Origin of the sequence: Thioclava sp. JE_KL1 (genome assembly GCF_009296265.1) — a bacterium.
Classification (GTDB): domain Bacteria; phylum Pseudomonadota; class Alphaproteobacteria; order Rhodobacterales; family Rhodobacteraceae; genus Thioclava.
Genome location: NZ_WBJS01000003.1, coordinates 137,237 through 163,658 on the forward strand (window position 1 = coordinate 137,237; position 26,422 = coordinate 163,658).

The window sequence follows — 26,422 nt, forward strand, 5'->3', positions numbered from 1 at the left end:
CCGCCGCAGTCAGTTCAGCACTCCGATCTGCGTCAGGTAGTCCTTCGCGACCGCCTCGGCGGGCTCACCGCCGACCTGAATACGACCGTTGAGCTTTTGCAGCGTCTGCATGTCGAGCTTGTCGAAGATCGGGTTCAGCACCTCGGGGATCTTCGGATATTCCTTCAAAGCCGCGTCGCGCACGATCGGGGTCGGCTCGTAGACCGGCTGCACGCCCTTGTCGTCTTCCATCACGACGAGCCCCGCCGCGCCGACACCACCATCGGTGCCATAGGCCATCGCCGCGTTCACGCCGGACGTGCCGCGCGCCGCAGCCTGAATGGTCGCCGCCGTGTCACCGCCCGACAGAACCACGGTCTGGTCGGGGCTCAGCTTGAACCCGTAGGCCGTCTGCATCGCGGGCAGCACGGCGGGGGACGAGACGAACTCGGTCGAGGCTGCGAGCTTCACGTCGCCGCCATTCGACACCCATTTGCCGAAATCGGACATGGTGGTGAGGTTGTTCTCCTTGGCCAGATCGCCCGTTACGGCAATCGCCCAGGTGTTGTTGGCAGGCGCGGAGTCGAGCCATGTGATATCGTTCTGCTTGTCCAGTTCGGCGGCGCGGTCATGCGCCTTCGTGGCATCCTTCCAGATGTCGCTATCGGCCTCGTTGAAGAAATAGGCCGCGTTGCCGGTGTATTCGGGGTAGATGTCGATCTGGCCCGCGAGGATAGCCTTGCGCACGACCTGCGTGCCGCCCAGCTGCAACCGCCGCTCGACCGGCATTCCGGCATTTTCCAGCGACAGTGCGATGATATTGCCCAAGAGACCGCCTTCGGTGTCGATCTTGGAGGAGACGGTGATATCGGCCTGCGCGGCGGAGGCAAGCGCGCCCCCGAAAACCGCGGCGGCCACGATGAGAGGATATTTCATGGCTGGTCTGGCTCCCTGACTGATGTCTGTGCGTGTCTCGAGACGTGATCCTGCTTGAGGTAGGGCCCGACCCGCGCCCGCCAAGCCTCCCGCGACCCACCAGCCGCATGCGACGCGCCGACCCGGCTACGGGGCCTTTCAGGGGGTGCGTCACATTTGCGCTAGCCCGGCGCGCCAAGGTTTGCATAAGTAGTCAAAAGACATGCGCGAAGAGGGACGTCATGGTTGGAATTGGTACGGGCCTCGCACGGCTCGCGATGGTGGCGGTGCCGAGCGCACTTGGTGTGGCGGCGATTGTTTTTGCGGGCGATCTGAAATCTCTACCCAGCCCGAGCGAGGCGAACCGCCCCGCCGCGCTGGTGCGGGTGATCACGCTCGCGCCCATCGAGATGATCCCGCGCGTCACCGGCTATGGCACGGTCGCGCCGGTGCGCGAATGGCGCGCTGTCGCCCGGATCGAGGGGGAAATCCGCGACATCGCCAAACCGCTTGCGCCGGGCGATATCGTGGCCAAGGACACGCCGCTTTTCACCATCGACGACAGCGATCTGAAACTGCAGCGCGCCAGTCTCGAGGCGCAGGTCGCGGCCTCCAAGGTCAAGGATGACACGGTGCGCACAAGCCTCGAACTGGCGCGCTCCGACCTTGCGCTCGCGCAGGACGAGCTCGACCGCCAGAAGACGCTGCACGATCTGGGCCGGATCACCCAGCCCCAGCTCGACGCGGCGCGCCGCCAGCAGCTAACCGCGCAGACCAAGGTGACCGATCTCGAGAGCCAGCTGAAGCTGAACGAGGCCGAACGCGAGGTGCTCGTTACGCAGGCGGCGACGATCGACCGGTCCATTGGGCTCTCGACGATCTCGGCGCCTTTCGAGCTGCGGGTCAATTCGCTGGACGCGGATCTCGGCCAATATGTCAATCGCGGTCAGGTTCTGCTGAGTGGCGAAGGCGTCGCGGCGGTAGATATTTCTGCGCAATTCCCGATCGGGCGGATGGGGCCCCTGCTCCGGCTCGCGGGCGATGGCACCAAGGTCACCGATCTAAAGGCGCGCGTCACCCTGCCCGAGCCCGAGCATCCCATTGTCTGGAAGGCCAAGGTCGAGCGAATGGGCGAAGCTATCGACGAGACCACGCAAAGCGCGCCCGTCGTGGTGCGCGTCGACGATCCGCTGGGTCAGGCACAGGCGGGCGAGCGCCCGCCCCTGCGGCGCAACATGGTCGTCGCGGTGGAACTCGCCGCCCCGAAGCAGAGCCTGCTCGTCGTGCCCGCCGAGGCGGTCGCGGGCGGGAGTGCGATGGTCGTTGCGGAAGATGGCACGCTGGAGAAGCGCGCGGTGAAGACCAGCTTCGTCTCGGGCGATCTGGCGGTGATCGCGCAAGGCCTCAAGGCGGGCGACAAGCTGGTCGTCACCGATCCTTCGATCGCCGTGCCGGGCATGACGGTCAAGGCGACCGAGGATGAGGCGCGCAGGGCCGAGATCGCCGCCGAGGCGCTTGGCCAGACGGCCACCAGCCCGCAACCGGGCAGCGGTGGCGGCGGAGGTGGCGGCGGCGGCAAGGGTGCCGCGCCCGAAGGCGACGCCGCACCGAGCGGAGACAGCGCCGCCAAGCCCGCGGGAGATGCGCAATGATCGCGCTTTTCGCTGGTCACCGCACGGCGGCCAATATCGCGATGATCGCGATTGCGGGGCTCGGGCTCATGGCGCTGCCGAGCTTGCAGCGCGACACTTTCCCGGCCACGCCGCCCTCGGATGTCTCGGTCCGCATCACCTATCCCGGCGCCGCCCCTTCGGAGGTCGAGACCGGCATCTGCACCGTGACCGATCCGGTCCTGACGCGGGTCGAGAACCTTGCGAAACTGACCTGCCTCGCGCGCGACAACAGCGCCCAGATCACCGCCGAGATGATCGAGGGCGCGGACATGACGCGCTTCTACAACGACATCAAGGATGCGGTGGACGGGATCAATTCCTTCCCCGACAAGGCCGACGATCCGGTGGTGCAGATCGTCGAGCGCACCGCCTCTGTCTCGTCGGTGGCGGTGACCGGGCCGGACGATCCGGCGGTGCTCTACGCCTATGCCCAAAGCTTCGCCGATCAGCTGCGCGCCGATCCCGCGATCTCGCTGGTCTCGGTGAACGGCTTCTCCGACCGCGAGATCGCGATCGAGTTCGACCGCGCCGCGCTGGAGCGTTTCGGGCTCGACATGGGCTCCGTCGGTGCGACGCTGGCGCGCTACAGCCTCGACATGCCCGCGGGTTCGCTCGAAGGGCGCTCGGGCGAGGTGGCGATCCGCTTCCTCGGCGAGAGGCGCACGCCCGCCGAGCTGGCGCAGATCCCGATTGCGGGCAGTGCCGCGGGCGGCGAGGTGCGGCTGGGTGATGTCGCGACGATCCGCGAAGGCTTCGCCGATCCCTCGCAGGCCACCTATTTCGACGGCAAGCGCGCTGCCATCGTCTCGGTCCAGAAAACCGCCTCGCAGGATGCGTTGCGGGTGCGCGCCGCACTCGATCGCGAGATGGCACAGGCGCAGGCCGAGGCGCCGGGCAATATCCAGCTCGCTATCTCGGCGGATTCCACGCGCAATATCGTCGAACGCCTGCGCATCATCGGGGTCAACGGGTTGCAGGGCCTGATCCTCGTGCTCGTCGCGATGTGGCTGTTCTTCGGGCTGCGCATGTCCTTCTGGGTCGCGATGGGCCTGCCGATCAGCTTCCTCGGCGCGATCTTCGCGATGCAGTTCCTCGGCTACACGATCAACATGATGACGATGGTGGCGCTGCTGGTCGCCACGGGCCTGTTGATGGACGATGCGATCGTGATCTCGGAAAACATCGTGCGCAGGCGACAAACGGGAGAGCCCGCCCGTGTCGCCGCCGTCAAAGGCACGATGCAGGTCTTTCCCGGCGTTCTGGCGTCTTTCCTGACGACCGCGATGGTGATCGGACCGCTCAGTTTCCTGACCGGCAATATCGGCGCGCTGCTGAAATACATCCCGATCGTGCTGCTGATCACGCTGACGGTCAGCCTGATCGAGGCCTTCCTGATCCTGCCCGCCCATATGCGCCACTCGCTGAAACACGACATGCGCCCCGGCCCCGTGCAACGTGCGGTCAACGGCGCATTCGAGCGGCTGCGCGACCGTGTCATCGTGCCGCTTGCCGGGGTCGCTCTGCGCTGGCGCTATCTGACGCTGGGGCTCGCGATCTTGCTGGTGTCGCTTTCCGTGGCGCCCTTCACCGGGGGCTTCCTGAAATACCAGAGCTTCCCGACGCTGGAGAGCGACACGGTCGAGGCGCGGCTTTTGTTGCCCGCGGGTGCGCCGCTCTCGCTGACCGAGGCGCGGGTAAGCAAGGTCGTCAAGGCGCTCAAGGAGATGGATGCCGAGCTGAGCCCCGCTCAGCCGGACGGCCAGCCGCTCGTCAGAAGCTACACGATCACCTATGGCAGCAATGCCGACAGCCCGACCACGGGGCCGAACATGGCCACGGTGAGCGCCTCGCTGCTGCCCGCAGGGACGCGCACCACCGATGTCGGCACGGTGCTCGACCGCTGGAAGCAGCTGGTCGGCAAGATGCCCGACATGGCCGCCTTCCGGATCACCGACAAAGAGCGCGGCGCAGGTGGCAAACCGATCGACCTGCTGGTGACCGGCCCGGATCTGGCCGAACTGGCGACCACCGCGCGCGAGCTGCGCCGCTTCTTCCGTGGCTTCGACGGGGTGCGTGATGTGACCTTCGATCTGCAGCCGGGCAAGCCCGAGCTGGTGGTGCGGATGAAACCGGCGGTGGCCAACCTGCTGGGCGTGACGCCTGCCGCGTTGGCGAGCGAGCTGCGCGCGGCCTTCCGGGGCGACAGCGCCGTCAGCTTCGCCGATGCGCGCGGTCAGGTCGATATCGTGGCCCGGCTCGCACCCTCCGAGCGGCGCGCTATCGGCGATGTTCTGGCGCTGCGAGTGCCCGGCAAGAACGGGGCGCTGGTGCCGCTCTCGGCGGTGGCGACGGTCAGCGAGACGCGCGGCTACACCACGATCACCCATGTGAACGGGCAGCGCGCGGTCTCGGTGCAGGGCACGATCGACCCGACGCGGGCCAATTCGCGCGAGCTGATGGCGGCGATGCGGGCCGATTACCTGCCCGAACTGGCGCAAAAGCGCCCCGACGTGAAGGTGCAGGTTCTGGGCGAAGAACAGGACACCGCGACCACCGGCGCGTCGCTCGTGCGTTTCATGACGGCGGGGGCGATCGGGGTCTATCTGCTGCTGGCCTTTTACATGGGCAGCTTCATCCGCCCCGTCGCGGTGATCGCGACGATCCCGCTCAGCCTGATCGGCGTGATGTGGGGGCATGTACTGCTTGGCCTGCCGCTCTCGCTGCCGAGCCTCGTGGGACTGGCGACGCTGGCGGGCGTGGTGGTGAACGATGCGATTCTGCTCGACGCGTTCATCGGCGAGCGACGTGCGACCGGCACCCCGATGCTCGAGGCCGGGAAGGAGGCCGTGCGCGACCGCTTCCGCGCGATCTTCCTAACCTCGCTGACGACGGTGGTCGGGCTCGGCCCGCTTTTGCTGGAGACCTCGACGCAGGCGCAATTCCTGCGCCCGATCGTGGCGAGTCTCGCCTTCGGTCTGAGCGCGGCGACGGTGCTGTCGCTCTTCGTGACTCCGGCGATCCTCGCCGTGCTCGAGGATTTCGGCATTCGCACCGCCGATCCCGAGCCAGAGGAGACGGCCCCCTCTGTCGAGCACCCCGCCGACGCGCTGCGCGTCTGACGGAGGTCTTCGCCCGATCTGGGTCGGAGAGCGTCGGTCTGACGCTCTCCGCCTGGAGGCTGCCTCCACCGCTGCGGCTTTTGTGACGTCATCCCCCCTTGCAATCCGCACCTCGGTGCCCGGACTATCGCTGTGATTGCCGGGGAAGACGCGACACCCGACGGGCGCGCGCGGTACTCCGCAAATGCGACAGAAATCGAGGAGGAGACTACCCATGAAAGAGATCGGAATGCTGCTGGACGGGGCCTCCGCCCCTGCAGCCTCGGGCGCAAGTTTCGACCGGATCGATCCCGTCACCGGCGCGGTCGCCACCCGCGCCGCCGCGGCGGGGCGTGACGATGTCGAGACGGTCGTGGCGTCCGCCGCGCGCGCCTTTCCCGGCTGGTCCGCGACCGGGCCGAACGGGCGGCGCAAGATCCTGTCGAAAGCCGCTGACGTGATGGAGGCCCGCGTCGACGACTTCATCCAGGCGATGATCACCGAGACCGGCGCGACCGGGCCCTGGGCCGGATTCAACGTGCATCTCGCCGCAGGCATGATCCGGGAGGCTGCGGCGATGACCACCCAGATCGGCGGCGAGATCATCCCCTCCGACAAGCCCGGCACGATGGCGATGGGCGTTGCGCGCGCCAAGGGCGTCTGCCTTGGCATCGCCCCGTGGAACGCGCCTGTCATCCTCGGCACCCGCGCGGTCGCGATGGCGCTTGCCTGCGGCAATACCGTGGTGTTGAAGGCGTCCGAAATGTGCCCCGCGACGCATCGCCTGATCGGGGAATGTTTCGCCGAAGCAGGACTTCCCGAGGGCGCGCTCAACGTCGTGACCAATGCCCCCGAGGACGCGGCCGATGTGGTCGAGGCGCTGATCGTCCATCCCGCGGTCAAGCATGTGAACTTCACCGGCTCTTCCGCCGTCGGCCGGATCATCGGACGGCTTGCCGGCGAGAATCTGAAACCCTCGCTGCTGGAGCTGGGCGGCAAGGCGCCGCTGATCGTGCTCGACGATGCCGATCTCGACGGGGCGGTGAATGCCGCGATTTTCGGCGCCTTCATGAACCAGGGCCAGATTTGCATGTCGACCGAGCGGATCATCGTCGACGAGAAAGTGGCCGACGCTTTCGTCGAAAAGCTCGCCGCACGCGCCAGTGCCCTGCCCGCGGGCGATCCGCGTGGCGAGGTGGCGCTGGGGGCGCTTGTCTCCGAAGCGGCGGCCGAGAAGATGGATGCGCTGATTGCCGACGCGACCGGCAAAGGCGCGAAACTTGTCGCCGGGGGCTCGCGCGAGGGGACGATCGTTGCGGCGACCCTGCTCGACTGGGTCTCGGAAGGCATGCGCATCTATGCCGAGGAGAGCTTCGGCCCGGTCAAATCGATCATCCGGGTGAAGGGCGACGAAGAGGCGTTGAAAGTCGCCAACGATACCGAATACGGGCTGTCGAGCGCGATCTTCAGCGCCGATGTCTCGCGCGCGATGGCGCTGGCGAACCGGCTCGAAACCGGGATCTGCCATATCAACGGCCCAACGGTGGGCGACGAGCCGCAGATGCCCTTCGGCGGGGTCAAAGCCTCGGGCTACGGGCGGTTCGGCGGGCGCGCGGCCATTGCCGAGTTTACCGATCTGCGCTGGATCACCATCGAGGACCCGAAACAGCATTACCCGATCTGAGCCGGGCTCTCAGAGGGTCGAAACAGCAAGGAGCCGCCCCCCAAGGGCCGGCTCCTTTCAATGTCGGATCACAGCAGAGGCGGCTCGCCCGGATCAATCCGTCTTCGGTTTGGGATAGACCGGCAGATGCGGGATCAGAACGTGATCCGGCTGATCGATCGCGAAGAGGAAGGCCCGCGCGACATCGTCGGGGCGCAGCGCGTCGGGCTTTGCCTCATCGAAGAACGGCGTGTCGACCATGCCCGGATGCAGGCAGGTGACGCGCCCCCCGGCCTCGCCAAGCTCCTCGCCGAGATTGTCGGCATAGCCGCGGATGAACCATTTGGTCGCCGAATAGACCGAGCCGAACATCGCGCCCTGCGACGCCTTGGAGCCGGTCAGCACCATATGCCCTTTCGAGGCGCGCAGATGCGGCAGCGTGAATTTCGCGGTGTAGGTCACGGCGAGGCAATTCACCTCGATCATCTTCTGGAAGCTCTCGACCGATCCGGCCTCGGTCCCGCGCGCCGAAGCGCCGACGCCCGCATTGGCCAGCACGACGTCGAGCCGACCGAAATGCTCGACCGCGCGCGCGACCATGCGTTCCTGAGCGTCGGGGTCGGTGACGTCGGTCGGCAGTGCGAGCGCGTTGTCTTCACCCAGTTCTTTGACCAGAGCTTCGAGTTTCTCCTCGGACCGCGCGGCCAGCGCCACCTTGTGGCCCGCTTCGACCGCATGGCGCGCGCAGCTCTCGCCGATCCCGGTGGAGGCGCCAGTGATGAGAATGATTTTCGACATGTCAGCCTCTCTGAATTTGGTGGGAACGAAGACGGCGCCACCCGGACCGGGTGGCGCCTCTCGGTATCAGCCCAGCAGGGCCAGCACTTCTTTCGCAGCCGCCTCGGACGACGCCGGGTTCTGGCCGGTCACCAGACGCCCGTCGGCCACCGCATGGGGCTGCCAGTCGTCGACGCTCTCGAACTTCGCGCCCAACTCGCGCAGGCGGGTTTCCAGCAGGAAGGGCACCGCGTCTGCAAGACCCACGCCGCGTTCTTCGCTATCGGTGAAGGCAGAGACCTTGCGGCCTTTCACGATGGAGTCGCCGTTCTTGTCCTTCACCTTGTCGAAGGCTGCGGGGCCGTGGCAGACCGAGGCGACGATCTTGCCGCCATCCCAGGCGGTGCTGATCGCCTTCGCGGAGATATCGCTCTCGGCGAGGTCGTACATCGCACCGTGGCCGCCGGGGATGTAGAGCGCATCATAGGAAGTGATGTCCTCGTCCTCGATCCGCGCGGGGTTGTCCAGAACCGCTTTGGCGTCGGCGTCATCCCGGAAACGCGTCACCGAGGCGGGCGCGTCATCGCCGGTCACGTCGGAATTCGGGTCGATCGGGATCGAGCGACCGCCGATGGTGGCCACTTTCACCTCGTGGCCTGCGTCGAGAAAGGCGTAATACGGGGTCGCCAGTTCCTCGTACCAGACGCCGGTCGGTTTGCCGGTGTCGCCAAGGGCATCGGCTGCGGTCGAAAGAATAAGAATACGTGCCATGGGTTTGGCCTCCTTCGTTGTGCGTTTCAGGGCATTTCCGGTCCTGTTCGTCTCGGGCCGTCAACGCGTCCCAACAGAGATAGGTTGCGTTCACTGATCGAGAAATTGATGCAGACAACGTCAGAAATCGATATTCCGGAGACATGACACCCGACGTATCGCTTTTGCGCGTGTTCCATGCGGTCATGGAAGAACGCAATGTCACCGCCGCGGCCCAACGGCTCGGCCAATCCCAGAGCACCGTGAGCGCGGCGCTGTCACGTCTGCGTGCGGCGCTTGGCGACGAGCTGTTCCTGCGTGCCCGCTACGGTGTGGAGCCCACTGAGAAGGCCCTCGAGATCGCGCCCGACATCGCCGCGGGGCTGGAGCGGCTGGAACAGGCCTTCCGCGCCGCCGAGCCCTTCGATCCCGCGCGCACCACGCGCCGCTTCCGGCTGTTGCTGGGACCCTATGCCGAGATCGTTCTCGCGCCGGAACTCGCGGCGGCCTTTGCGGACAGGGCTCCGGAGGCGCGTCTCGAAATCTCGCCGATCGGGCCCGATCTGGACCCCCGCGCGCTTGCCGGGCGGGCCTTCGATCTGGCGGTCGGGCGGTTCGACGCCCCGCCCGAGGATCTCGTGGTCTCGGACCTGTTCGAGGACGGATTCCGCTGCATCGTCGCGCCGCAGGCGCTACCCGAGGGCGCGTCGCTCGACCGGAGCCTCTATGAGACGTTGCCACATGTGGTCGTCGCCCCGCCCGGCAAGTGGCGCACCGGGGTTCATAAACGCACCGAAGCGACGGGTCTGCACCGGAATACGGCTGTCGTGGTCACGCATTTCCTGACCGCCGCACCTGCGGTCGCGCGTCTGGGCGGGATCGCCACGGTGCCCGCGCGGGTCGCCGCGATGACCGCCAGACCTTATGGCTTGCGCGATGTTTCCGTGCCCATCGACCTCGGCACCTTCCCCAGCCAGATCGCCTGGCACCCGCATCTGCGCCGGGATCAGGGCCATGTCTGGCTGCGCGAGCTGATCCGAGAGGTCGTCGCCGAGTTTACGACGCCGGGCTGACGGTCGCGCAAAGGCGATCGCTCATGTGACCCGCCCACGCGCCTTGAACGCAGGGGTATCCCAGGCCCGCTGCGCCATCACGTCGCCGAGGATTTCGGCGGCGCGGGTCACGTCGGCCTCATCGAGGTAAAGCGGCGTGAAGCCGAAGCGCATCGCGTCGGGCGCGCGGAAATCTCCGATCACCCCGCGCGCGATTAGGGCCTGAACCACTGCGTAGCTCTCTGCGAAACCGAACGACACCTGACTGCCGCGTGCCGCCGGGTCGCGCGGGCTGAGCAGCGTGAGGTCTGGGCAGCGCGCCTCGACCTCGCGGATGAAGAGCTCCGACAGCTCGACGGAGCGCGCCCGTACCTCCTCCATCGTCAGCCCGTCCCAGACTTTGAGCGCCTCTTCGAGCGCGGTCATCTGCAGGACCGGCGGCGTGCCGACGCGCATCCGCTCGACCGAACGGCCGGGGCGATAGTCGAGGTCGAAGGCGAAGGGCGCCTCATGGCCGAGCCAGCCGCTGAGCACCGGGCGCACAGTCTCCGCAATGTCGGGCCGGATATAGATGAAAGCCGGGGCACCGGGGCCGCCGTTGAGATATTTGTAGGTACAACCGACGGCGAATTCGGCCCCGTTCGCTGTCATGTCCACCGGCACCGCGCCTGCGCTGTGGGCGAGATCCCAGATCATCACCGCCCCGACCGCGTGGGCCTTGCGGGTGATCGCCTCGAAGTCGTGCATCCGTCCGGTGCGGTAATCGACCTGCGTCAGCATCACCACCGCGACCTCTTCGGTGATGGCGTCGGCCACATCCTCGGGCGCGGGCGCGCGCAGCTCGTGCCCGCGAGCCAGCGAGCGGATCAGCCCGTCCGCCATGTAGAGATCGGTCGGAAAATTGCCGTTGTCCGACAGGATCACCTTGCGGTCGGGGCGCATCTCGAGCGCAGAGGCCAGCGCTTGATAGACCTTGATCGAGAGCGTATCGCCCAGCACGACCGAGCCCTCCGGCGCGCCGATCAGCAGACCGATCCTGTTGCCGACGCGGGCGGGCTGATCCATCCAATGCGCCTCGTTCCAGCCCCGGATGAGCATCTGCCCCCATTCGTCGCGCGCGCAGCTTTCCAGCCGCTCCGCCACGCCGCGCGGCAGCGGCCCGAGCGAGTTCCCGTCGAGATAGATCACCCCCTCGGGCAGATCGAAAAGATGCTTTCTCGGCAGGTTCGGCATGGTCATTTTCCTCTTGTTCTCACGGCTCGAAAGCGCGTCTCGAAACCCGGCAATCGGCTGGTGGATCACGAAAGTTTCGGCTCGGGCGCACGCTACCCGCGCAACCATGCCCTCGCAATATCCCGCGCTATATGCTCTGTCTCCAAATGGGACGCGAAACGAGCGGGAGGGAACATGGAAGACCTGAGCGGGATCGACTGGGAAGACGCTTTCGAGAACGGCGGCTATATCGAGAATGGCAGCGCCTACCCCGATCTCTGGGCCAAGCGCGCCGCCGAGTTCCGGTCGCGCCATGCCGATCGGATGACCGAGGTCGCCTATGGCGAAGCGTCCCGCGAAAAGATCGACCTCTTCCGCCCCGAAGGCGCGTCCAAGGGGCTCGTGGTCTTCGTGCATGGCGGCTACTGGCTGAAATTCAGCAAGGACATGTGGTCTCATCTGGCGCAAGGCGCGCTGGCACAGGGCTGGACCGTCGCCCTGCCCGGCTACACGCTCGCCCCGGAGAACAGCATTCCCGGCATCGCGCAGCAGATCGCACGGGCGATCGATCACGCGGCGGGGCTCGTGGAGGGCCCGATCCATCTCGTCGGCCATTCTGCGGGCGGGCATCTGGTAACGCGCTCGGTGTCCGAGGGCAGCGCGCTGTCAGACGAAACCGCAGCGCGCATCCGGCGGGTGATCTCGGTGAGCGGCGTGCATGATCTGCGTCCGCTGCAGATGCATTCGATGAACGCGCGGCTGGGGATCACGCCCGAGATCGCCGCGAGCGAGAGCCCCGCCCTGCTGAAGCTGCGCCCCGGCGTGAAAGTCACCGTCTGGGTCGGCGCGGCGGAGCGTCCGGAATTCCTGCGCCAGTCGTCCCTGCTCGCCGAGCACTGGCCCTCGGCCGATCTGGTCGCGGCCTACGGGCGGCACCATTTCGACGTGATCGAGGAGCTGTCCGATCCGTCCAGCGCGCTGGTCACGGCGCTTCTGAGCACGGGTTAAGCACGGGTTAAGAAAGCGTCATCCGCCGCCAAAACCGCCTCACCGTTCCACACATCAGCTTCACGTTCGCGCGCTCGGGCCCCGCTGCACTTGCATTCTAACCGGCCTTGGGGTCTCAAAAGAGTGCATCTGTGCACCAAAGCGTCTTGCGAGTGTCGAACATGAGCGATGCCAAGAATACCTACGAACACAGCGTTCCCTTCTTCTGGCCGATGGCTGCGGCGATGGAGTGGCAGAAGATCGGGCTCGACGCGGTCGAGAAAGGGCTGACCTATCTCGACGAGGCGGCGAAGATCACGCACCCGCCCGATCCGAAATGGGCCACGAAGAACGACGTTCTGCTCGATTTCGACACGATGCGGCTGCGCGATTTCGGCGGCACGGGCGGCGGCATTCCGGTGATCGTCGACGCGCCCTATGCCGGGCATTCCTCGACCATCGCGGATTACGCCAAGGGCCAGAGCCTGATCGAGACGCTGCTGGATGCAGGTCTCGGCCGCGTTCTGTGCACCGACTGGAAAAGCGCGACGCCCGAGATGCGCGATTTCGACATCGACAAATACCTCGCCGAGATCAATGTCGCGGTCGATGAGCTCGGCGGGCGGGTGATGCTGGTGGGGCTGTGTCAGGGCGGCTGGATGTCGGCGATGTATGCCGCGCGCTTCCCCGAGAAGGTCGCGGGTCTCGTACTTGCCGGCTCGCCCATCGACACCGATGCCGGGCACGGTCCGATCCGCAAGCTCGCCCATGAGATGCCGCTCTCGGCCTATCAGGAGATGGTCGAGGCCGGTGAGGACCGGATGCCGGGGCGGTTCATGCTCACCGGCTGGAAGAACATGCATGCCGATCAGCAGTATTTCGGCAAGTTCGTCGATCTCTACGAGCATATCGACGACCGCAATTTCATGAAGCGCACCGAGCGGTTCGAGAGCTGGTACGAGAACCCCATCGACCTGCCGGGGCGCTATTACCTGCAGGCGATCGACCTGCTGTTCAAACAGAACCTGTTCGCCAAGGGCGAGTTCGTGGGCCTCGGGCGCAAGCTCGATCTGGGCGCGATCACCTGCCCGGCTTTTCTGCTTGCGGGCAAGGCGGACGACATCACCACGCGCGAACAGGTCTTCGCCGCCGAGACGCTGCTCGGCACGCCGCGCAAGGATATCGTGAGCCGCCTCGTCGAGGGCGGGCATATCGGCCTCTTCATGGGCAGCCACACTCTCTCGAATGTCTGGCCGGAAATCAGTCAGTGGCTCGGCAAGCTCGGGGCCAAAGCTGGAGACACGAACAATGGACCAGACCGTCGCTGAACCGATGACGCAGGATGTGCCGGAAACGGACCGCAAGACAGGTCTGAGCGCGGCAGAAGCGGCACAGAGGCTCGAGCGATACGGTCCCAATGCGCTCCAGAGCGACGAGAAAACCCTGCTGCAGCGGATCGCGGGCTATTTCTGGGGGCCGATCCCGTGGTTGATCGAGTTGGCGGCGCTGTTGTCGCTCGTGCTGCGCGACTGGTCCGATTTCGCGGTGATCTTCGTGATGCTGCTGCTCAACGCGGCCGTGGGGTTCAAGGAAGAGAGCAAGGCGAGTTCCGCCATCGCGGCGCTCAAGGCGCAGCTGGCCCCCAATGCCCGGGTAAAACGGGACGAGAAATGGCAGGAGATCGCCGCGCGCGATCTTGTGCCCGGGGATATCGTACGGCTCTCGATCGGCCAGATCGTCCCGGCCGATCTGACGCTCTTCGAGGGCAAATATCTCTCCATCGACGAGGCGGCGCTGACGGGTGAGTCCCTGCCCGTCGACAAGGCGGTCGGTGACAGCGCCTATTCCGGCTCGGTCGTGAAGCTGGGCGAGATGACGGGCGAGGTCACCGCGACCGGGATGGAGACCTATTTCGGCCACACCGCCTCGCTCGTGCAGACCACGAATGGCAAATCGCATTTCCAGAAGGCCGTGATGCAGATCGGGAATTTCCTGATCGCGGCGGCGCTGGTTCTGGTGGCGATGATCGTGATCGTCTCGTTTCAGAGGCATAATCCGCCGCTCGAGGTGATCCAGTTCGCGCTGATCCTCACGGTGGCGGCGATCCCCGTCGCGCTGCCCACGGTTCTGTCGGTGACGATGGCGGTGGGCGCGGAGCGTCTCGCGCGGATGAAGGCGATCGTCTCGCGGCTGGTGTCGATCGAGGAGCTGGCGGGCGTCGATGTGCTGTGTTCCGACAAGACCGGGACCTTGACGCTCAACGAGTTGACCGTCGAGGACCCGCGCCCGGCAGAGGGCATCTCGGTCGACGATCTGCTGCGCGCATCGGCGCTTGCCTGCGACCGCGACGCGCCCGATGCGATTGACAAAGCAGTGCTGGCGGCGGCGGAGGGCATTGCGCTCGACGCTATCGAGACGCTCAGCTTCACCCCTTTCGATCCGGTCAGCAAACGCAGCGAGGCGGAGGTCCGGCACGAGGCCGATCGCTGGCAGGTCGCGAAAGGTGCGCCGCAGGTGATCGTGGAGCTTGCAGCCCTCACAGATGAGGCGCGCAAGGCGGTGGAGGACGAGGTCGAAACCCTTGCGCAGCAGGGCTACCGTGCGCTGGGTGCGGCACAGAAACGCGCCGGGCAGGATTGGGAATTCCTCGGCCTGCTACCGATCATCGACCCGCCGCGCCCCGATGCCGCGAGCACCATCGCCGAGGCCCGCAACATGGGGATCGACGTCAAGATCATCACCGGCGACCACGAGGCCATCGCGCGCCAGATCGCGGGCAAGCTCGATCTCGGGCAGAAGATCTACCCGGCGGGCCAGCTGCTCGATGGCGACCCGGCCACGGTGGAGGCCAATGTCCGCGCCGCCGACGGTTTCGCGCGCGTCCTGCCCGAGCACAAGTTCCGCATCGTCGAGGTGCTGCAGGCCGGGCATTCCATCGTCGCGATGACCGGGGATGGGGTGAACGACGCCCCTGCCCTGCGCAAGGCCGATGCCGGGATCGCGGTGAGCGGGGCGACCGATGCCGCGCGCGCCGCCGCCGATCTGGTGCTGACCGACAAGGGCCTGTCGATCATCACCACCGCCATCGAGGAAGCGCGCCGGATCTTCGAGCGGATGACGAGCTACGCCACCTTCCGCGTCGCCGAGACGATCCGCGTGCTCTTGTTCATGACGCTCTCGATCCTGATCTTCGATTTCTACCCCGTCACCGCGATCATGATCGTGCTGCTGGCGGTGCTGAATGATTTCCCGATCATGATGATCGCCTATGACAATGTTTCGGTCTCGCCACGCCCGGTACGCTGGGACATGCGGCGCGTGCTGACGGTGGCGGCGACGCTTGGCGTGACCGGGGTGGTCGAGACCTTCGTGCTGTTCTGGTTCGTCGATGCCTATCTCGGCCTGCCGCGCGACCAGATCCAGACGATCATCTTCCTCAAGCTTCTCGTCTCGGGGCATATGACGCTGTTCGTGACGCGCCACCAAAGCTGGTTCTGGCGCCGGCCCTTCCCGGCGCTGCGGCTGTTCGCGACGACCGAGGCCACGCAATTGCTGGGCACGCTGATCGCGGTTTACGGGCTCTTCGTGACGCCGATCGGCTGGGGGCCCGCGCTGCTGGTCTGGCTTTATTGCCTCGTCTGGCTGCCGCTCGAGGGAGCGATGGCCTTGCTCATTCGCGCGCTTTATGATCGCAGGGCACAGGCGCGCGGGCAGTAAGCCCACCACGGCGCGCGCAGGAGGCACATGACGGACGACGCGCAAGAGGCACAGGACACGCCAGCGGGCAAGTTTGGACGCGGATTGCCGGTGGGCATCTGGGCGCTGGGGTTCGTGTCGCTCTTCATGGATATCTCCTCCGAGATGATCCACGCGCTGCTGCCGGTCTATCTGATGACTGGGCTTGGCGCGACGGCGCTGGCGGTGGGTGTGATAGAGGGGATCGCCGAGGCCACCGCCGCGATCACCAAGGTCTTCTCGGGCGCGCTGTCGGACCGGATCGGGCGACGCAAGGAGCTGGCCGCGCTCGGCTACGGGCTGGCGGCGGTGACGAAACCGATCTTTCCGCTCGCCCCGACATTCGACTGGCTGGTGGCCGCGCGCTTCATCGACCGGGTGGGCAAAGGCATCCGGGGCGCACCGCGCGACGCGCTGATCGCCGACCTCGCGCCGGGCAAGATGCGCGGTGCGGCCTTCGGGTTGCGGCAATCGCTCGACACGGTGGGCGCCTTTCTCGGGCCGCTCGCCGCAATCGGGCTGATGTGGCTGTTCTCGGATGATTTCCGCTCGGTCTTCTGGGTCGCGGTGATCCCCGCCTTCCTGTCGCTCGGGCTGATCCTGTTCGTGGTGAAAGAGCCCGCCCATCCCCGCACGCAACGCAAGGTACGCAACCCGCTCGCCCGCTCGGAACTCAAGCTCCTGGGCCCTATGTTCTGGTGGGTCGTGGTGGTCGCCACGCTGTTCACCCTCGCACGGTTCAGCGAGGCCTTCCTGATCCTGCGCGCCAATGACGACGGCATCCCGGTGATGCTGGTGCCGCTGGTTCTGGTGGGCATGAACGCGGTCTATGCGCTGATCGCCTATCCGGTGGGCGCGCTGTCCGATCGGGTCGGGCGCGTGGGGCTGCTGCTGGTCGGGCTGGGGCTGTTGATCGCGGCGGACCTGACGCTGGCGCTGGTCGGCGGGATCGGCGGGCTTGCGGTCGGCGTGCTGCTGTGGGGGATGCATATGGGCTTCACCCAGGGGCTGCTGGCCGCGCTGGTAGCCGAAGCGGTCCCGGCAGAGCTGCGCGGCACCGCTTTTGGCATGTTCAACCTCGTGACCGGCGTGGGGCTTCTGATTGCAAGCGTGCTGGCCGGGGCGCTCTGGGAAATCGGCGGCGCCCAATGGACCTTCCTGGCGGGCGCGGGTTTTGCGACGACAGCGGTGCTGAGCCTGTTGCCGCTGCGCGCGCGGTTCAATGGCACGCATAAACCCAAGGACGCGGGTTGACGCATAGAGCGCCGCGCGGTTCACCCGCGCGACGCTCGCAACGCTTGAGACGGCTCAGGCGGTCGCCTCGACCGCCAGTTCCAGCTCCTCGATCATCGCATCGCGCATGACGAATTTCTGCGGCTTGCCCGAGACCGTCAGCGGCAGGCTATCCTTGAACCGGATCACCGCCGGAACTTTGAAATGCGCGATCTCGTCGCGGCAGAACGCGCGGATAGCGTCTTCGGTCAGCTCGGCCCCATTGCGCGGCACGATCCATGCGGCGACGATCTCGCCGAACTTGTGATCCGGGATGCCGAAGACCTGCGCCTGACTGATATCGGGATGGGTGTAGAGGAATTCCTCGACCTCGCGCGGATAGACGTTCTCGCCGCCGCGCACGATCATGTCCTTCACCCGACCCGTGATGTTGCAATAGCCCTCGCTGTCGATCCGGGCGAGATCGCCCGTATGCATCCAGCCATCGGCATCGAGCGCCTCATCCGTGCGCTCGGGCTCGCCCCAATAGCCGCACATGACCGAGTAGCCGCGCGTCAGCAGCTCGCCCTGCTCGCCCACATTGGCAAGCGAGCCATCCTCGCGCACGATCTTCACCTCGAGATGCGGCTGCACCAGCCCCACCGAGGAGACGCGTTTCTCCAAGGGCGTATCGGTGGCCGACTGGAAGGACACCGGCGCAGTTTCGGTCATCCCGTAGGCGATGGTCACTTCCGACATATGCATTTTCGACTGCACCTGCTTCATCACCTCGATCGGACAGGGCGCGCCCGCCATGATGCCGGTGCGCAGCGAAGACAGATCGTGGTTCGCGAAATCGGGATGCTCCAGGATCGCGACGAACATGGTCGGCACGCCGTAAAGCGCGGTGCAGCGCTCGGCGGCGACGCATTCCAGCACGCTCTGGGCGTCGAAGCCCTCGCTGGGAACGACGATGGTCGCACCTTTGGTGACGCAGCCCAGCGTGCCCATCACCATGCCGAAACAGTGGTAGAACGGCACCGGGATGCAGACGCGGTCCGCTTCGGTTGCCAGCATCGCGTGGGTCACGAAATGCGCGTTGTTGACGATGTTGCGATGGGTCAGCGTCGCGCCTTTCGGCGACCCGGTCGTGCCGGAGGTGAACTGGATGTTGATCGGCTCGTTCGGATCCAGCCGAGCGGTGATCGGATCGAGCGCGCTTTGGTCCTGCGCCTCGCCCAGCGCCTCGACATCCGAGAAGCGATGGCATCCGGGATGCTGGGTCTCTCCCAGAGTGATGATGTCGCGCAGGTCGGGCAGTTTCATGGTTTCCAGCTGGCCGGGCTCACTCTTCGCAAGCTCCGGCAAGAGGCGCTGAATCATCGACAGGTAATCCGAGCTCTTGAAGGTCTCCGCCAGCACCAACCCCCGGCAACCGGTCTTGCGCAACGCGAATTCCAGCTCGTGCAGACGATAGGCCGGGTTGATGTTCACGAGGATCACCCCGATCCGCGCCGTCGCGAATTGCGTCAGCAGCCATTCCGAGCGGTTGGGCGACCAGATGCCGAGCCGGTCGCCGTGCCGCAGACCGAGCGTGAGCAGCCCCGAGGCGAGCCGATCGACCCGTGCCGCGAACTCCGCCCAGGTCCAGCGGATGCCTTCCGAGGTGAAGATGGCAGCCTCGCGATCGGGCCAACGCGCGGCGGTGCGCTTCAGCACGGCCGGGATCGTGTCCTCGATCAGCGGGGTATCGGTCGGCCCGGCGACATGGGCCAGACCGCGTTTCGGGGCCACACCGAGTTCAGGGTGCGGGTTCGTCTCGCTATGCATGATTTCCTCCTCTGACACCCCATCGCCGGCACATCGGGCCAACGATCCTCCATGGGGGCGCTCATATTAAATGAACGATGGTTCATTTAATGCAACCCTAAAGCGTCAAGACAAGGAATTCCTGCCCTGCTCGCGAAACCGTGTTCGAGACGGTGATCGCCGCGGAGCCCAGCAAAACCTGACGACTCGCCGCGTTTCTGCTATAATTGGAAGATGTCGAATCTTCTGGGGGAGGAGAGAAAATGCGACCGGAACTCACGACGCGCCGCCGCGCCTTGCGTCTTGCGTTCGAGCGTTACATCGAGGCGGACAGAGCGTGGCGAGACGCGCTTGTCGCCTTGAACGACTGGTTTCCGCCAAGCGCGGGCCGCCGTCCGGGAATGATCGGGAATCCGGGTTCACCGATACGGCGGCTCTATGACGCGCGCAGCCGGGCGTTGGTGCGCCTCGAGGTCACGCAGGTCAAGCTGGCCACCGCGAAACGACGGCTGGCAGAGCGCCGCGCGCGCGAGTTGCCGCCCGTGTTTCTGATCGGGCCACCCTGCTGAGCGCCCGGAAGCGCGTTACTCGATATCATCCAACGTGAAGGCGGACGCGTGTTTCCTCCGCCGGGGGTGCTTGTCATTTCCCCAAGGCTGACGCAGCTTCGCAACGGGCAGCACCGGACTAGTAACGGTGCGGCGGGATCCGACTCGCGCCTATAGCCCCGATACGCCCCTTCTCAGGAGAGCTTCATGAGCAGTTTCGTCACGATCACCCATGCGGATTGCCTCGGTCACGATACCGGGCCTCATCATCGCGAGCGTCCGTGGCGGCTGGAGACGGTGCGCGGACTGATCGACGAGATGGAGCTGCCGTTGATCGAGGCACGCGAGGCCAGTGACGAAGATCTCCTGCTGGGCCATGACCCGGCCTACCTCGAAGCGCTCGAAGAGGTCTTCGCGCGGCAAGAGCATGCCGATCTCGACTCGGACACGCATGTCTCGCCCGGGTCGCGCCGTGCGAGCCGTCTGGGCGCGGGCGGTGCCTTGCAGGCCGTCGACCTTGTCCTCTCGGGCGAGGCCAAGCGCGTCTTCGTCGCGACCCGCCCGCCCGGGCACCATGCGACGCGCACGCGGGCGATGGGGTTCTGCATCTATGGCAATACCGGGCTTGCCGCGCTTCATGCGCTTGAACGGCATGGCCTGTCGCGCGTCGCGGTACTCGATTTCGACGTGCATCACGGCAATGGCACGCAGGATATCCTCTGGGACGAGCCGCGCAGCCTGTTCATCTCGTCGCATCAGGAGCCCAAATCGCTCTGGCCGGGCACCGGGGCGCGCTCGGAGACCGGGGCGCATGACAACGTGCTCAACCTGCCGCTTGCCAGCGGAAGCGGCGCCTCCGAGATGAAGGTGGCCTGGGAGGACGGGCTGGCGCGGCTCGAGGCTTTCAAGCCGGAGCTGATCATCCTCTCCGCCGGGTTCGACGCGCATCGCGAGGACGATATCTCCGGGCTGCTCTGGACCGCGGGCGATTACTGGTGGCTGACCAATGCGATCCGAGGCGTCGCGCGCCGCTGTTGCGAGGGGCGTATCGTCTCCTGTCTGGAGGGCGGCTATAACCCGACCGCGCTCGCTGAAGGGGCTGCGGCCCATCTCGAGGCCTTGGCGCGCTGATACCCGAGACGCGACAAGCCGGGTCCGGTCCGCTAACCTTCCCCGAAAGACAAAGGCAGGCACGAGATGGCACGTAACCGCTACTATTCCGGCCCGGTCAGCGACCATTTCGACGGCGAGCGTTTTCACCCGCAGGACCAGCCCTCTACCGATCGCTCCTTTCGCGACATTCTCAAATGGCACCGCGAAGGGCAGCGGGCGCGCTGGCCCAAACATGTCCCCGTCGAGCCGAACATCCCGCCCGCGCGCAGCGACGCGGCGCGGCTGACCATGGTCGGCCATGCCTCGGTGCTCATTCAGGTCGCGGGGCTCAACCTGCTGACCGATCCGGTCTGGTCGGAGCGCGCGAGCCCGTTGCGCTTTGCCGGGCCGCGGCGCGTCACCGCGCCCGGTATCGCCTTCGACAACCTCCCGCCCATCGACGCGGTTTTGATCAGCCATAACCATTACGACCATCTCGACACCGTGACGCTGCGCAAGCTGCATAAGCGCTACAGCCCGAAGATGGTGATGCCGCTGGGCACGGATGCGACGGTGCGGAAGGCGGTCCGCGGGGCGCAGATCGAGACTGGGGATTGGCACGACCGCATTGCACTGACTTCCGAGGTCTCGGTCACGCTGACGCCAGCGAACCATTGGTCGGCGCGCGGTCTCGGCGACCGACGCATGGCGCTCTGGAGCGGGTTCTGGATCGACACGCCGCAGAGCCGGATCTGGTTCGCGGGCGATACCGGCTATGGCGACGGGGCGCTTTTTCGCGATATCCGCGCCCGGCACGGCGCGCCGGACATCGCGGTGATCCCGATCGGGGCCTATGAACCGCGCTGGTTCATGCAGCCCCAGCATGTCGCGCCCGAAGAGGCCGTGCGCATCTTCACCGATATCGGCCCCACGCAGGCGCTTGGCTGTCATTGGGGGACATTCCAGCTGACCGACGAGCCGCGCGAGGAACCGCCCGCCCTGCTGGGTCGTAGCCTCACCGAGGCCGGGATCGCCGCGGATCGCTTTCTCCCCTTTGGCCCCGGCGAGGTCTATCTGGCGCCCTCTGGGATCTGAGACCGCCACCCCGACTCAACGCAGAGTCACGTCAGCGTTGACGGGTTGGTCTTCCCTAAATATAAAACTGACGTCAGTTTCATTTTTGGAGCCGGAACGTGACCCCCACTCTCGCAAATGCGTCGCAGGACGCCGCCGTGTTCTCTTTCCCGGAGCATCTTGCCACGACCGGCGCCGGACGCCCGAAGGGAGAGCGCACTCGCGCCCAGCTTCAGATCGCCGCCTGCAAGGTTTTGCAAAATAACGGGCCGCAGGGCCTCACCGTCGCGGAGATCTGCAAGGAAGCCGGCGTCTCGAACGGGACGTTCTACCTTTACTTCAAGGATCGCAACGCCCTGCTCGACAGCCTGCTCCGGGGGTTCGTGGCCTTCCTTCAACTGGCGATGCGTGCGGCGAGCGAACGCGAAGGCCATGATGCGCCGCGCGCGGCGACCCGCGCCTATCTCCGTCTGTTCGAGCAAAATAGCGGGTTGATGCGCAGCTTGATCCACCCGACCGACGGCTTCCCCGAGGCGCAGGCGGCGTTTCAGACGCTCAACCGGGAATGGATCGAGGCGGTGGTCGCCTCCGTGGAACGCAGGCAACGGCAGGAGGGCAAGACGGCGCCCCCGCGCGACGAATTGCTGCGCCGCGCCTATGCGCTGGGGGGCATGGTCGATCAATACCTCTCCAATCTTCTTCTGGCGAAGGACCCGGTCCTGATCGAGATATCGCAGGACCGCGATGCGGTGCTGGAGACGCTCTCGCTGCTCTGGGACCGGGGGATGACGGCATGACCACCATTCCTGGCGCCGAGAACCTCTCCCGCGCGGAGCTGCAGCCCGAGATCAAACGCCGCTGGCAGGCACAGCGCGCCCATGTCGCCGCGCATTCTGCCTTCTACCAAAGGTTCTGGCAGGGGCGCAGACCGCCCGAGGACCTGCGCGACCTGCCTGAATTGCCGCTCTCCGACAAATCGCAACTGCGGATCTCGCAGGCCGAGCATCCGCCCTTCGGCGACTACCTCGCCGCCACGCGCAGCACCGCCAACCGCCTGCATCGGACCTCGGGCACCACGGGTCAGGCGATGAACCTCGCCCTGTCGGCCCGCGACGCGTTGGTGACGCAGGAGGTCGGCGGGCGCTGTCACCGCTCTGCGGGGCTGACGCCCGAACACACGGTGGTCCATTGCCTCAATTACCAGATGTGGATGGGCGGGCTGACCGATCACATGACGCTGGAGGCGACCGGCGCGCTGGTCGTGCCCTTCGGCGTCGGCTCGACCGAGCTGCTGATCCAGACGATCCGCGAGGTCGGCATCACCGCGATTTCCTGCACGCCCTCCTATCCGTCCGTCCTCGAGCGGGTCATCGCCGAGAAACACCCCGGACTGACGCCACGCGATCTCGGCCTCAAACTGGGGCTGTTCGGGGGCGAGCCCGGCCTTGACGATCCCGCCTTCCGCGCCCGCCTGCGCGAGACCTGGGGGATGGAGCCGCGCAACGCGAATTACGGCGTCTCGGATGTCTTCTCGAACTTCGCGGCGGAATGTCCGTATGACACGAAGCTGCATTTCATGGCCGCCGACGTGCTGCATCCCGAACTGATCGACCCCGATACCGACGCGCCGATCCCGCTGGAGGCCGGGGCGCGCGGCGAATTGGTTCTGACCCACCTCGTGCGCGACTGCCAGCCGCTGGTGCGGTTCCGCACGGGCGACATCATCACCATCGGCGAGACCGAGCCCTGCGCCTGCGGCTGCACCGGGTTCCGTTTCTCGGTCGTCGGGCGCTCCGATGACATGGTGGTGGTGCGGGGCCTGAACATGTTCCCCTCGATGGTCGCCGCCGTGCTCAACGAAATCCCCGAGCTTTCGGGAGATTATCGCATCACGCTCGACACGCCGCCGCCCTATGACACCCTGCCCGTCAGCGCCGAACTGGCGGAAGGCGAGCACGCCACGCCCGATCTTGCGCGCAAAGTGGAACAGCGGATCAAGTCTAAACTGGGTGCGACGGCGAGCGTCACCCTCCTCCCCGCCCACAGCTTCCCGCGCACCGAGGGCAAGACCAAACGCGTCATCCGGAGTTTCCAATGAGCCATTTCAGCTACGACACCGTCCTGAGCCAGCTTGGCGCCAAGGGCGTGCGCACCATCACCCTCAACCGCCCCGAACGCCTCAACGCGATGAACCGTCAGCTGGTCGTCGATGTCGCGCGCGCCTTTGAGGACGCCAATGCCGACCCGGCCACCAAGGTGATCATCTTCACCGGGGCGGGCAAAGCGTTTTGCGCGGGCGATGACCGCAAGGCCCATACCCATCCCGAGACCGAAGAAGAGGCGCGCGAGATCGTGCATGCGATCCAGCGAGCCACCCATGCGATTACGCTGGGGGAGAAACCCGTGGTCGGCGCGATCAACGGCTGGGCCGTCGGCGGCGGCTTGGAATGGGCGATCAATTGCGACTTCCCGATCTGGGCGGAGAGCGCGAAGGGCTTCTTCCCCGAGGTCTCGCTGAACCTGTTCGTCACCGGGGCCGTCACCTCGCTCCTGCCCGCGCTGGTCGGGCTGAACAAGGCGCGCGAGATGCTGATCTTCGGCGACCGGTATTCGGCGCAGGAGATGGGCGAGATCGGATTGGCGTGGAAGGTGGTTGATGATGCCGCGCTGATCGCGGTGGCCGTCCAGACCGCCGAGCGCCTCGCCGATCTTCCCGTCCTGTCGGTCCGCGCGATGAAACGCGTCCTCAATCACGCCGCGGTGCCGGACCTGCACCGGGCGCTGCAGCTCGAGACCGATGCCACGGTCGCGGGTTTCCTCGACCCGGAGACGACGCGGCGCGTGACCGAGTTCTGATCTGCGCGGGCAGAAGCTTTTTCAAACTCCGTCACTTATTCGGATTGCTTCCTTGTGGTGACCGGAGCGAAGGGTCAGATTGAGGGCGGCGGACATCCATGTGCCGCGCCCCGCTTTCGGGGCAACCGCACGGCGGAAAGAGAGGGATGACATGAGCTGGTCCTATTCAATCGGCAAGATCGGCGGCACGGTTCTCAGGGTGCATGTCACCTTCGTTCTGCTGATCATCTGGATCACCGCCTCGGCCTGGGCGGCGGACGGGCCGCAGGCCGCGCTGATCAACATGCTCTTCATTCTGTCGGTCTTCGCCTGCGTCGTGCTGCATGAATTCGGCCATGCGACGATGGCGGCCCGGTTCGGCGTGCGCACCCCCGACATCACCCTTCTGCCGATCGGCGGACTGGCGCGGCTGGAGCGGATTCCGGAAAACCCCAAGCAGGAAATCCTGATCGCGGTGGCGGGTCCTGCGGTCAATGTCGTGATCTTCCTGATCCTCACGATCTTCCTTGGCGGCAGCGGCTGGCTGAGCGACCTGCAATCGCTCGACAATCCGGCGCAAAGCTTCTGGGGGCGGCTCGCGCTGGTGAACGCGCTTCTCGTCGCGTTCAACCTGATCCCGGCCTTCCCGATGGATGGCGGTCGGGTGTTTCGTGCCGTGCTTGCGCTGTTCATGGACCGGGTGAAAGCCACGCAGGTCGCGGCGCGCACCGGGCAGGTCATCGCCGTGCTCTTTGCCTATTGGGGGCTGACGAGCGGCAACCCGATCCTCGTACTGATCGCGGCGTTCATCTTCTTCGCGGCCGGGGCGGAAAGCTCGGACGCGGCGATGCGTGGCCTCGCCCATCGCTCGGCCGCACGTGACGCGGTCATCACCTCCTTCGTGTCGCTGACACCCGACGACACGCTCGACACCGCCGCTCAGGCGATCCTGCACAGCTCGCAATCGGAGTTCCCCGTGCTCACGCCGGACGGGCAGTTCGTCGGCTTCGTCACCCGCGAGAGCGTGCTGGCCCGGCCCGACCCCGAGTTCCGCCAGCGCCCCGTTTCCGAGATCATGTTCGACAACGTGCCCGTCGTGTCGCTGAAAACCGGGATGGATGATGTGCTCGACGCGTTCGCGAAAGGGCGCATTCCGGCCGTGGCAGTGATCGGCAAGACCGGCAATTTCGTGGGCTTCATCAATCGCGAGAATATCGGCGAATGGTTCATCCTCGCCCGCGGCAGCTAAGAGGGGCGCTCGCGCCCTGCCCTAGAGATAGACCGACAGCCCCCGCCAGCCCGCCAGCACCGCCGAAATCGCCATGACCACGATGGCGATCGTCCGGTATTGGGCGTTGTCGAGCCGCGCGAAGGCAGCCGTACCCGCCCATGTCCCCAGCGCCAGCGCGGGCACCGAGACCAGCGTCAGCCAGAGCGCATCGCCATTCACAGCACCCGCCCAGATCAGCCCCGGCGTGGCCAGCAGCGAGGCCACGAAGAAGAACAGAAGCAACGAGGCCCGCGTCTGCACCGCCGTGGTGCCCGCGCCGAGATAATAGGCCACCGCAGGCGGCCCCGGCATCGCCGCCAGCCCCGAAAACGCCCCCGAGGCGACACCCGCCAGGAGCGCGAGTCCGCCATGGGGATGCGGGCGCGCAGGCTTGTAGCGCAACAGCAGCGCCAGCCCCGCCAGCACGGCGAGCGCGATCATCACCCGCGCGGCATCGGCGCTGACCGCGGTGAGCGCGAAAATCCCGATTGGCGTGCCGAGGATCGCGCCCAGCGACAGCCGCGCGAGCGACGGTTTGTGCACATGACCGTGCAGGGTGAAAAGGTCGCGGCACCCGACCACGACCTGCAGCAGCACCGCCAGCGTCACCGCCTCGACCGGCGGCACCATCAGCGAGACGATCGGCACCGCGGCCAGCGCGAAGCCAAACCCCGCGATGCCGCGCAGGAAGGCCGAGAAGAACACGGCGGTGATGACCAGCAAGGTCGTTGTGCTCAGCAT

The 26,422-nt window shown here is 66.2% G+C and carries 21 protein-coding genes; 15 read left to right on the forward strand and 6 right to left on the reverse strand.

Features of this window, described 5'->3' with window-relative positions; translation table 11 throughout:
- Nucleotides 1–9: 9 nt before the first annotated feature.
- Nucleotides 10–915, reverse strand: a complete 906-nt coding sequence (locus F8R15_RS06080; protein WP_152843968.1) for an ABC transporter substrate-binding protein — start codon at nt 913–915, stop codon at nt 10–12.
- A gap of 221 nt (nt 916–1,136) precedes the next feature.
- Here F8R15_RS06080 and F8R15_RS06085 point away from each other — a divergent pair, with 221 nt between their 5' ends.
- From F8R15_RS06085 to F8R15_RS06095, 3 genes are all read left to right on the forward strand, one after another.
- Nucleotides 1,137–2,546 carry an efflux RND transporter periplasmic adaptor subunit gene (locus tag F8R15_RS06085; RefSeq protein WP_172976173.1) on the forward strand — a complete coding sequence of 470 codons (1,410 nt, stop codon included), beginning with the start codon at nt 1,137–1,139 and terminating at the stop codon, nt 2,544–2,546.
- Nucleotides 2,543–5,686 carry an efflux RND transporter permease subunit gene (locus tag F8R15_RS06090; RefSeq protein ID WP_152843970.1) on the forward strand — a complete coding sequence of 1,048 codons (3,144 nt, stop codon included), beginning with the start codon at nt 2,543–2,545 and terminating at the stop codon, nt 5,684–5,686. The genes F8R15_RS06085 and F8R15_RS06090 overlap by 4 nt, the downstream gene beginning before the upstream one ends.
- Before the next feature lie 214 nt (nt 5,687–5,900).
- Nucleotides 5,901–7,349: an aldehyde dehydrogenase gene (locus F8R15_RS06095; RefSeq protein ID WP_152843971.1), complete on the forward strand. Its 1,449-nt coding sequence runs from the start codon at nt 5,901–5,903 to the stop codon at nt 7,347–7,349.
- Nucleotides 7,350–7,442: 93 nt separating this feature from the next.
- On the opposite strand, the gene F8R15_RS06100 is transcribed toward F8R15_RS06095, so the two are convergent.
- On the reverse strand, nt 7,443–8,126 hold the full coding sequence (locus F8R15_RS06100; RefSeq protein ID WP_152843972.1) for an SDR family oxidoreductase: 684 nt from the start codon (nt 8,124–8,126) through the stop codon (nt 7,443–7,445).
- Between the two features lie 66 nt (nt 8,127–8,192).
- Entirely contained in the window at nt 8,193–8,876 is a 684-nt protein-coding gene (locus tag F8R15_RS06105) for a type 1 glutamine amidotransferase domain-containing protein (protein WP_152843973.1), read from the reverse strand.
- Between the two features lie 143 nt (nt 8,877–9,019).
- Between F8R15_RS06105 and F8R15_RS06110 the strand changes: the two genes are divergently transcribed.
- On the forward strand, nt 9,020–9,928 hold the full coding sequence (locus tag F8R15_RS06110) for a LysR family transcriptional regulator (protein ID WP_152843974.1): 909 nt from the start codon (nt 9,020–9,022) through the stop codon (nt 9,926–9,928).
- A 21-nt stretch (nt 9,929–9,949) separates the two neighbouring features.
- Here F8R15_RS06110 and kynU read toward each other — a convergent pair whose 3' ends face one another.
- Nucleotides 9,950–11,140 (reverse strand): kynureninase, encoded by a 1,191-nt coding sequence (gene kynU, locus F8R15_RS06115; RefSeq protein ID WP_152844209.1) that lies wholly within the window; start codon nt 11,138–11,140, stop codon nt 9,950–9,952.
- Nucleotides 11,141–11,314: 174 nt separating this feature from the next.
- Here kynU and F8R15_RS06120 point away from each other — a divergent pair, with 174 nt between their 5' ends.
- From F8R15_RS06120 to F8R15_RS06135, 4 genes are all read left to right on the forward strand, one after another.
- The gene (locus tag F8R15_RS06120; RefSeq protein ID WP_152843975.1) at nt 11,315–12,127 is read left to right on the forward strand and encodes an alpha/beta hydrolase; all 813 of its coding nucleotides are present in this window, start codon (nt 11,315–11,317) and stop codon (nt 12,125–12,127) included.
- A gap of 161 nt (nt 12,128–12,288) precedes the next feature.
- Nucleotides 12,289–13,434, forward strand: a complete 1,146-nt coding sequence (locus F8R15_RS06125) for an alpha/beta fold hydrolase (RefSeq protein WP_216644113.1) — start codon at nt 12,289–12,291, stop codon at nt 13,432–13,434.
- Nucleotides 13,415–15,823 carry a plasma-membrane proton-efflux P-type ATPase gene (locus F8R15_RS06130; RefSeq protein ID WP_152843976.1) on the forward strand — a complete coding sequence of 803 codons (2,409 nt, stop codon included), beginning with the start codon at nt 13,415–13,417 and terminating at the stop codon, nt 15,821–15,823. The genes F8R15_RS06125 and F8R15_RS06130 overlap by 20 nt, the downstream gene beginning before the upstream one ends.
- Nucleotides 15,824–15,850: 27 nt before the next feature.
- Nucleotides 15,851–17,095: an MFS transporter gene (locus F8R15_RS06135; RefSeq protein WP_152843977.1), complete on the forward strand. Its 1,245-nt coding sequence runs from the start codon at nt 15,851–15,853 to the stop codon at nt 17,093–17,095.
- A 54-nt stretch (nt 17,096–17,149) separates the two neighbouring features.
- On the opposite strand, the gene F8R15_RS06140 is transcribed toward F8R15_RS06135, so the two are convergent.
- Nucleotides 17,150–18,883: an AMP-binding protein gene (locus F8R15_RS06140; RefSeq protein ID WP_152843978.1), complete on the reverse strand. Its 1,734-nt coding sequence runs from the start codon at nt 18,881–18,883 to the stop codon at nt 17,150–17,152.
- Nucleotides 18,884–19,125: 242 nt separating this feature from the next.
- Between F8R15_RS06140 and F8R15_RS06145 the strand changes: the two genes are divergently transcribed.
- From F8R15_RS06145 to F8R15_RS06175, 7 genes are all read left to right on the forward strand, one after another.
- On the forward strand, nt 19,126–19,431 hold the full coding sequence (locus F8R15_RS06145) for a hypothetical protein (RefSeq protein ID WP_152843979.1): 306 nt from the start codon (nt 19,126–19,128) through the stop codon (nt 19,429–19,431).
- Between the two features lie 186 nt (nt 19,432–19,617).
- Complete coding sequence (locus tag F8R15_RS06150) at nt 19,618–20,541, forward strand: histone deacetylase family protein (RefSeq protein WP_152843980.1); 924 nt, start codon at nt 19,618–19,620, stop codon at nt 20,539–20,541.
- Nucleotides 20,542–20,607: 66 nt separating this feature from the next.
- Nucleotides 20,608–21,597 (forward strand): MBL fold metallo-hydrolase, encoded by a 990-nt coding sequence (locus F8R15_RS06155; RefSeq protein WP_152843981.1) that lies wholly within the window; start codon nt 20,608–20,610, stop codon nt 21,595–21,597.
- A 98-nt stretch (nt 21,598–21,695) separates the two neighbouring features.
- Nucleotides 21,696–22,373, forward strand: a complete 678-nt coding sequence (locus F8R15_RS06160) for a TetR/AcrR family transcriptional regulator (RefSeq protein WP_368731011.1) — start codon at nt 21,696–21,698, stop codon at nt 22,371–22,373.
- Nucleotides 22,370–23,674, forward strand: a complete 1,305-nt coding sequence (locus F8R15_RS06165; RefSeq protein ID WP_152843982.1) for a phenylacetate--CoA ligase family protein — start codon at nt 22,370–22,372, stop codon at nt 23,672–23,674. The genes F8R15_RS06160 and F8R15_RS06165 overlap by 4 nt, the downstream gene beginning before the upstream one ends.
- Nucleotides 23,671–24,432: an enoyl-CoA hydratase/isomerase family protein gene (locus tag F8R15_RS06170; RefSeq protein ID WP_152843983.1), complete on the forward strand. Its 762-nt coding sequence runs from the start codon at nt 23,671–23,673 to the stop codon at nt 24,430–24,432. The genes F8R15_RS06165 and F8R15_RS06170 overlap by 4 nt, the downstream gene beginning before the upstream one ends.
- 151 nt (nt 24,433–24,583) lie before the next feature.
- Complete coding sequence (locus F8R15_RS06175; protein ID WP_152843984.1) at nt 24,584–25,660, forward strand: site-2 protease family protein; 1,077 nt, start codon at nt 24,584–24,586, stop codon at nt 25,658–25,660.
- Nucleotides 25,661–25,681: 21 nt separating this feature from the next.
- On the opposite strand, the gene F8R15_RS06180 is transcribed toward F8R15_RS06175, so the two are convergent.
- The gene (locus tag F8R15_RS06180) at nt 25,682–26,422 is read right to left on the reverse strand and encodes a sulfite exporter TauE/SafE family protein (protein ID WP_152843985.1); all 741 of its coding nucleotides are present in this window, start codon (nt 26,420–26,422) and stop codon (nt 25,682–25,684) included.

Bases quoted from the DNA above. Each gene is read 5' to 3' on its own strand.
- F8R15_RS06080 (WP_152843968.1), bottom strand. From the start codon at position 915: ATGAAATATCCTCTCATCGTGGCCGCCGCGGTTTTCGGGGGCGCGCTT.
- F8R15_RS06085 (WP_172976173.1), top strand. From the start codon at position 1,137: ATGGTTGGAATTGGTACGGGCCTCGCACGGCTCGCGATGGTGGCGGTG.
- F8R15_RS06090 (WP_152843970.1), top strand. From the start codon at position 2,543: ATGATCGCGCTTTTCGCTGGTCACCGCACGGCGGCCAATATCGCGATG.
- F8R15_RS06095 (WP_152843971.1), top strand. From the start codon at position 5,901: ATGAAAGAGATCGGAATGCTGCTGGACGGGGCCTCCGCCCCTGCAGCC.
- F8R15_RS06100 (WP_152843972.1), bottom strand. From the start codon at position 8,126: ATGTCGAAAATCATTCTCATCACTGGCGCCTCCACCGGGATCGGCGAG.
- F8R15_RS06105 (WP_152843973.1), bottom strand. From the start codon at position 8,876: ATGGCACGTATTCTTATTCTTTCGACCGCAGCCGATGCCCTTGGCGAC.
- F8R15_RS06110 (WP_152843974.1), top strand. From the start codon at position 9,020: ATGACACCCGACGTATCGCTTTTGCGCGTGTTCCATGCGGTCATGGAA.
- kynU (WP_152844209.1), bottom strand. From the start codon at position 11,140: ATGCCGAACCTGCCGAGAAAGCATCTTTTCGATCTGCCCGAGGGGGTG.
- F8R15_RS06120 (WP_152843975.1), top strand. From the start codon at position 11,315: ATGGAAGACCTGAGCGGGATCGACTGGGAAGACGCTTTCGAGAACGGC.
- F8R15_RS06125 (WP_216644113.1), top strand. From the start codon at position 12,289: ATGAGCGATGCCAAGAATACCTACGAACACAGCGTTCCCTTCTTCTGG.
- F8R15_RS06130 (WP_152843976.1), top strand. From the start codon at position 13,415: ATGGACCAGACCGTCGCTGAACCGATGACGCAGGATGTGCCGGAAACG.
- F8R15_RS06135 (WP_152843977.1), top strand. From the start codon at position 15,851: ATGACGGACGACGCGCAAGAGGCACAGGACACGCCAGCGGGCAAGTTT.
- F8R15_RS06140 (WP_152843978.1), bottom strand. From the start codon at position 18,883: ATGCATAGCGAGACGAACCCGCACCCTGAACTCGGTGTGGCCCCGAAA.
- F8R15_RS06145 (WP_152843979.1), top strand. From the start codon at position 19,126: ATGCGACCGGAACTCACGACGCGCCGCCGCGCCTTGCGTCTTGCGTTC.
- F8R15_RS06150 (WP_152843980.1), top strand. From the start codon at position 19,618: ATGAGCAGTTTCGTCACGATCACCCATGCGGATTGCCTCGGTCACGAT.
- F8R15_RS06155 (WP_152843981.1), top strand. From the start codon at position 20,608: ATGGCACGTAACCGCTACTATTCCGGCCCGGTCAGCGACCATTTCGAC.
- F8R15_RS06165 (WP_152843982.1), top strand. From the start codon at position 22,370: ATGACCACCATTCCTGGCGCCGAGAACCTCTCCCGCGCGGAGCTGCAG.
- F8R15_RS06170 (WP_152843983.1), top strand. From the start codon at position 23,671: ATGAGCCATTTCAGCTACGACACCGTCCTGAGCCAGCTTGGCGCCAAG.
- F8R15_RS06175 (WP_152843984.1), top strand. From the start codon at position 24,584: ATGAGCTGGTCCTATTCAATCGGCAAGATCGGCGGCACGGTTCTCAGG.
- F8R15_RS06180 (WP_152843985.1), bottom strand. From the start codon at position 26,422: ATGCTGAGCACAACGACCTTGCTGGTCATCACCGCCGTGTTCTTCTCG.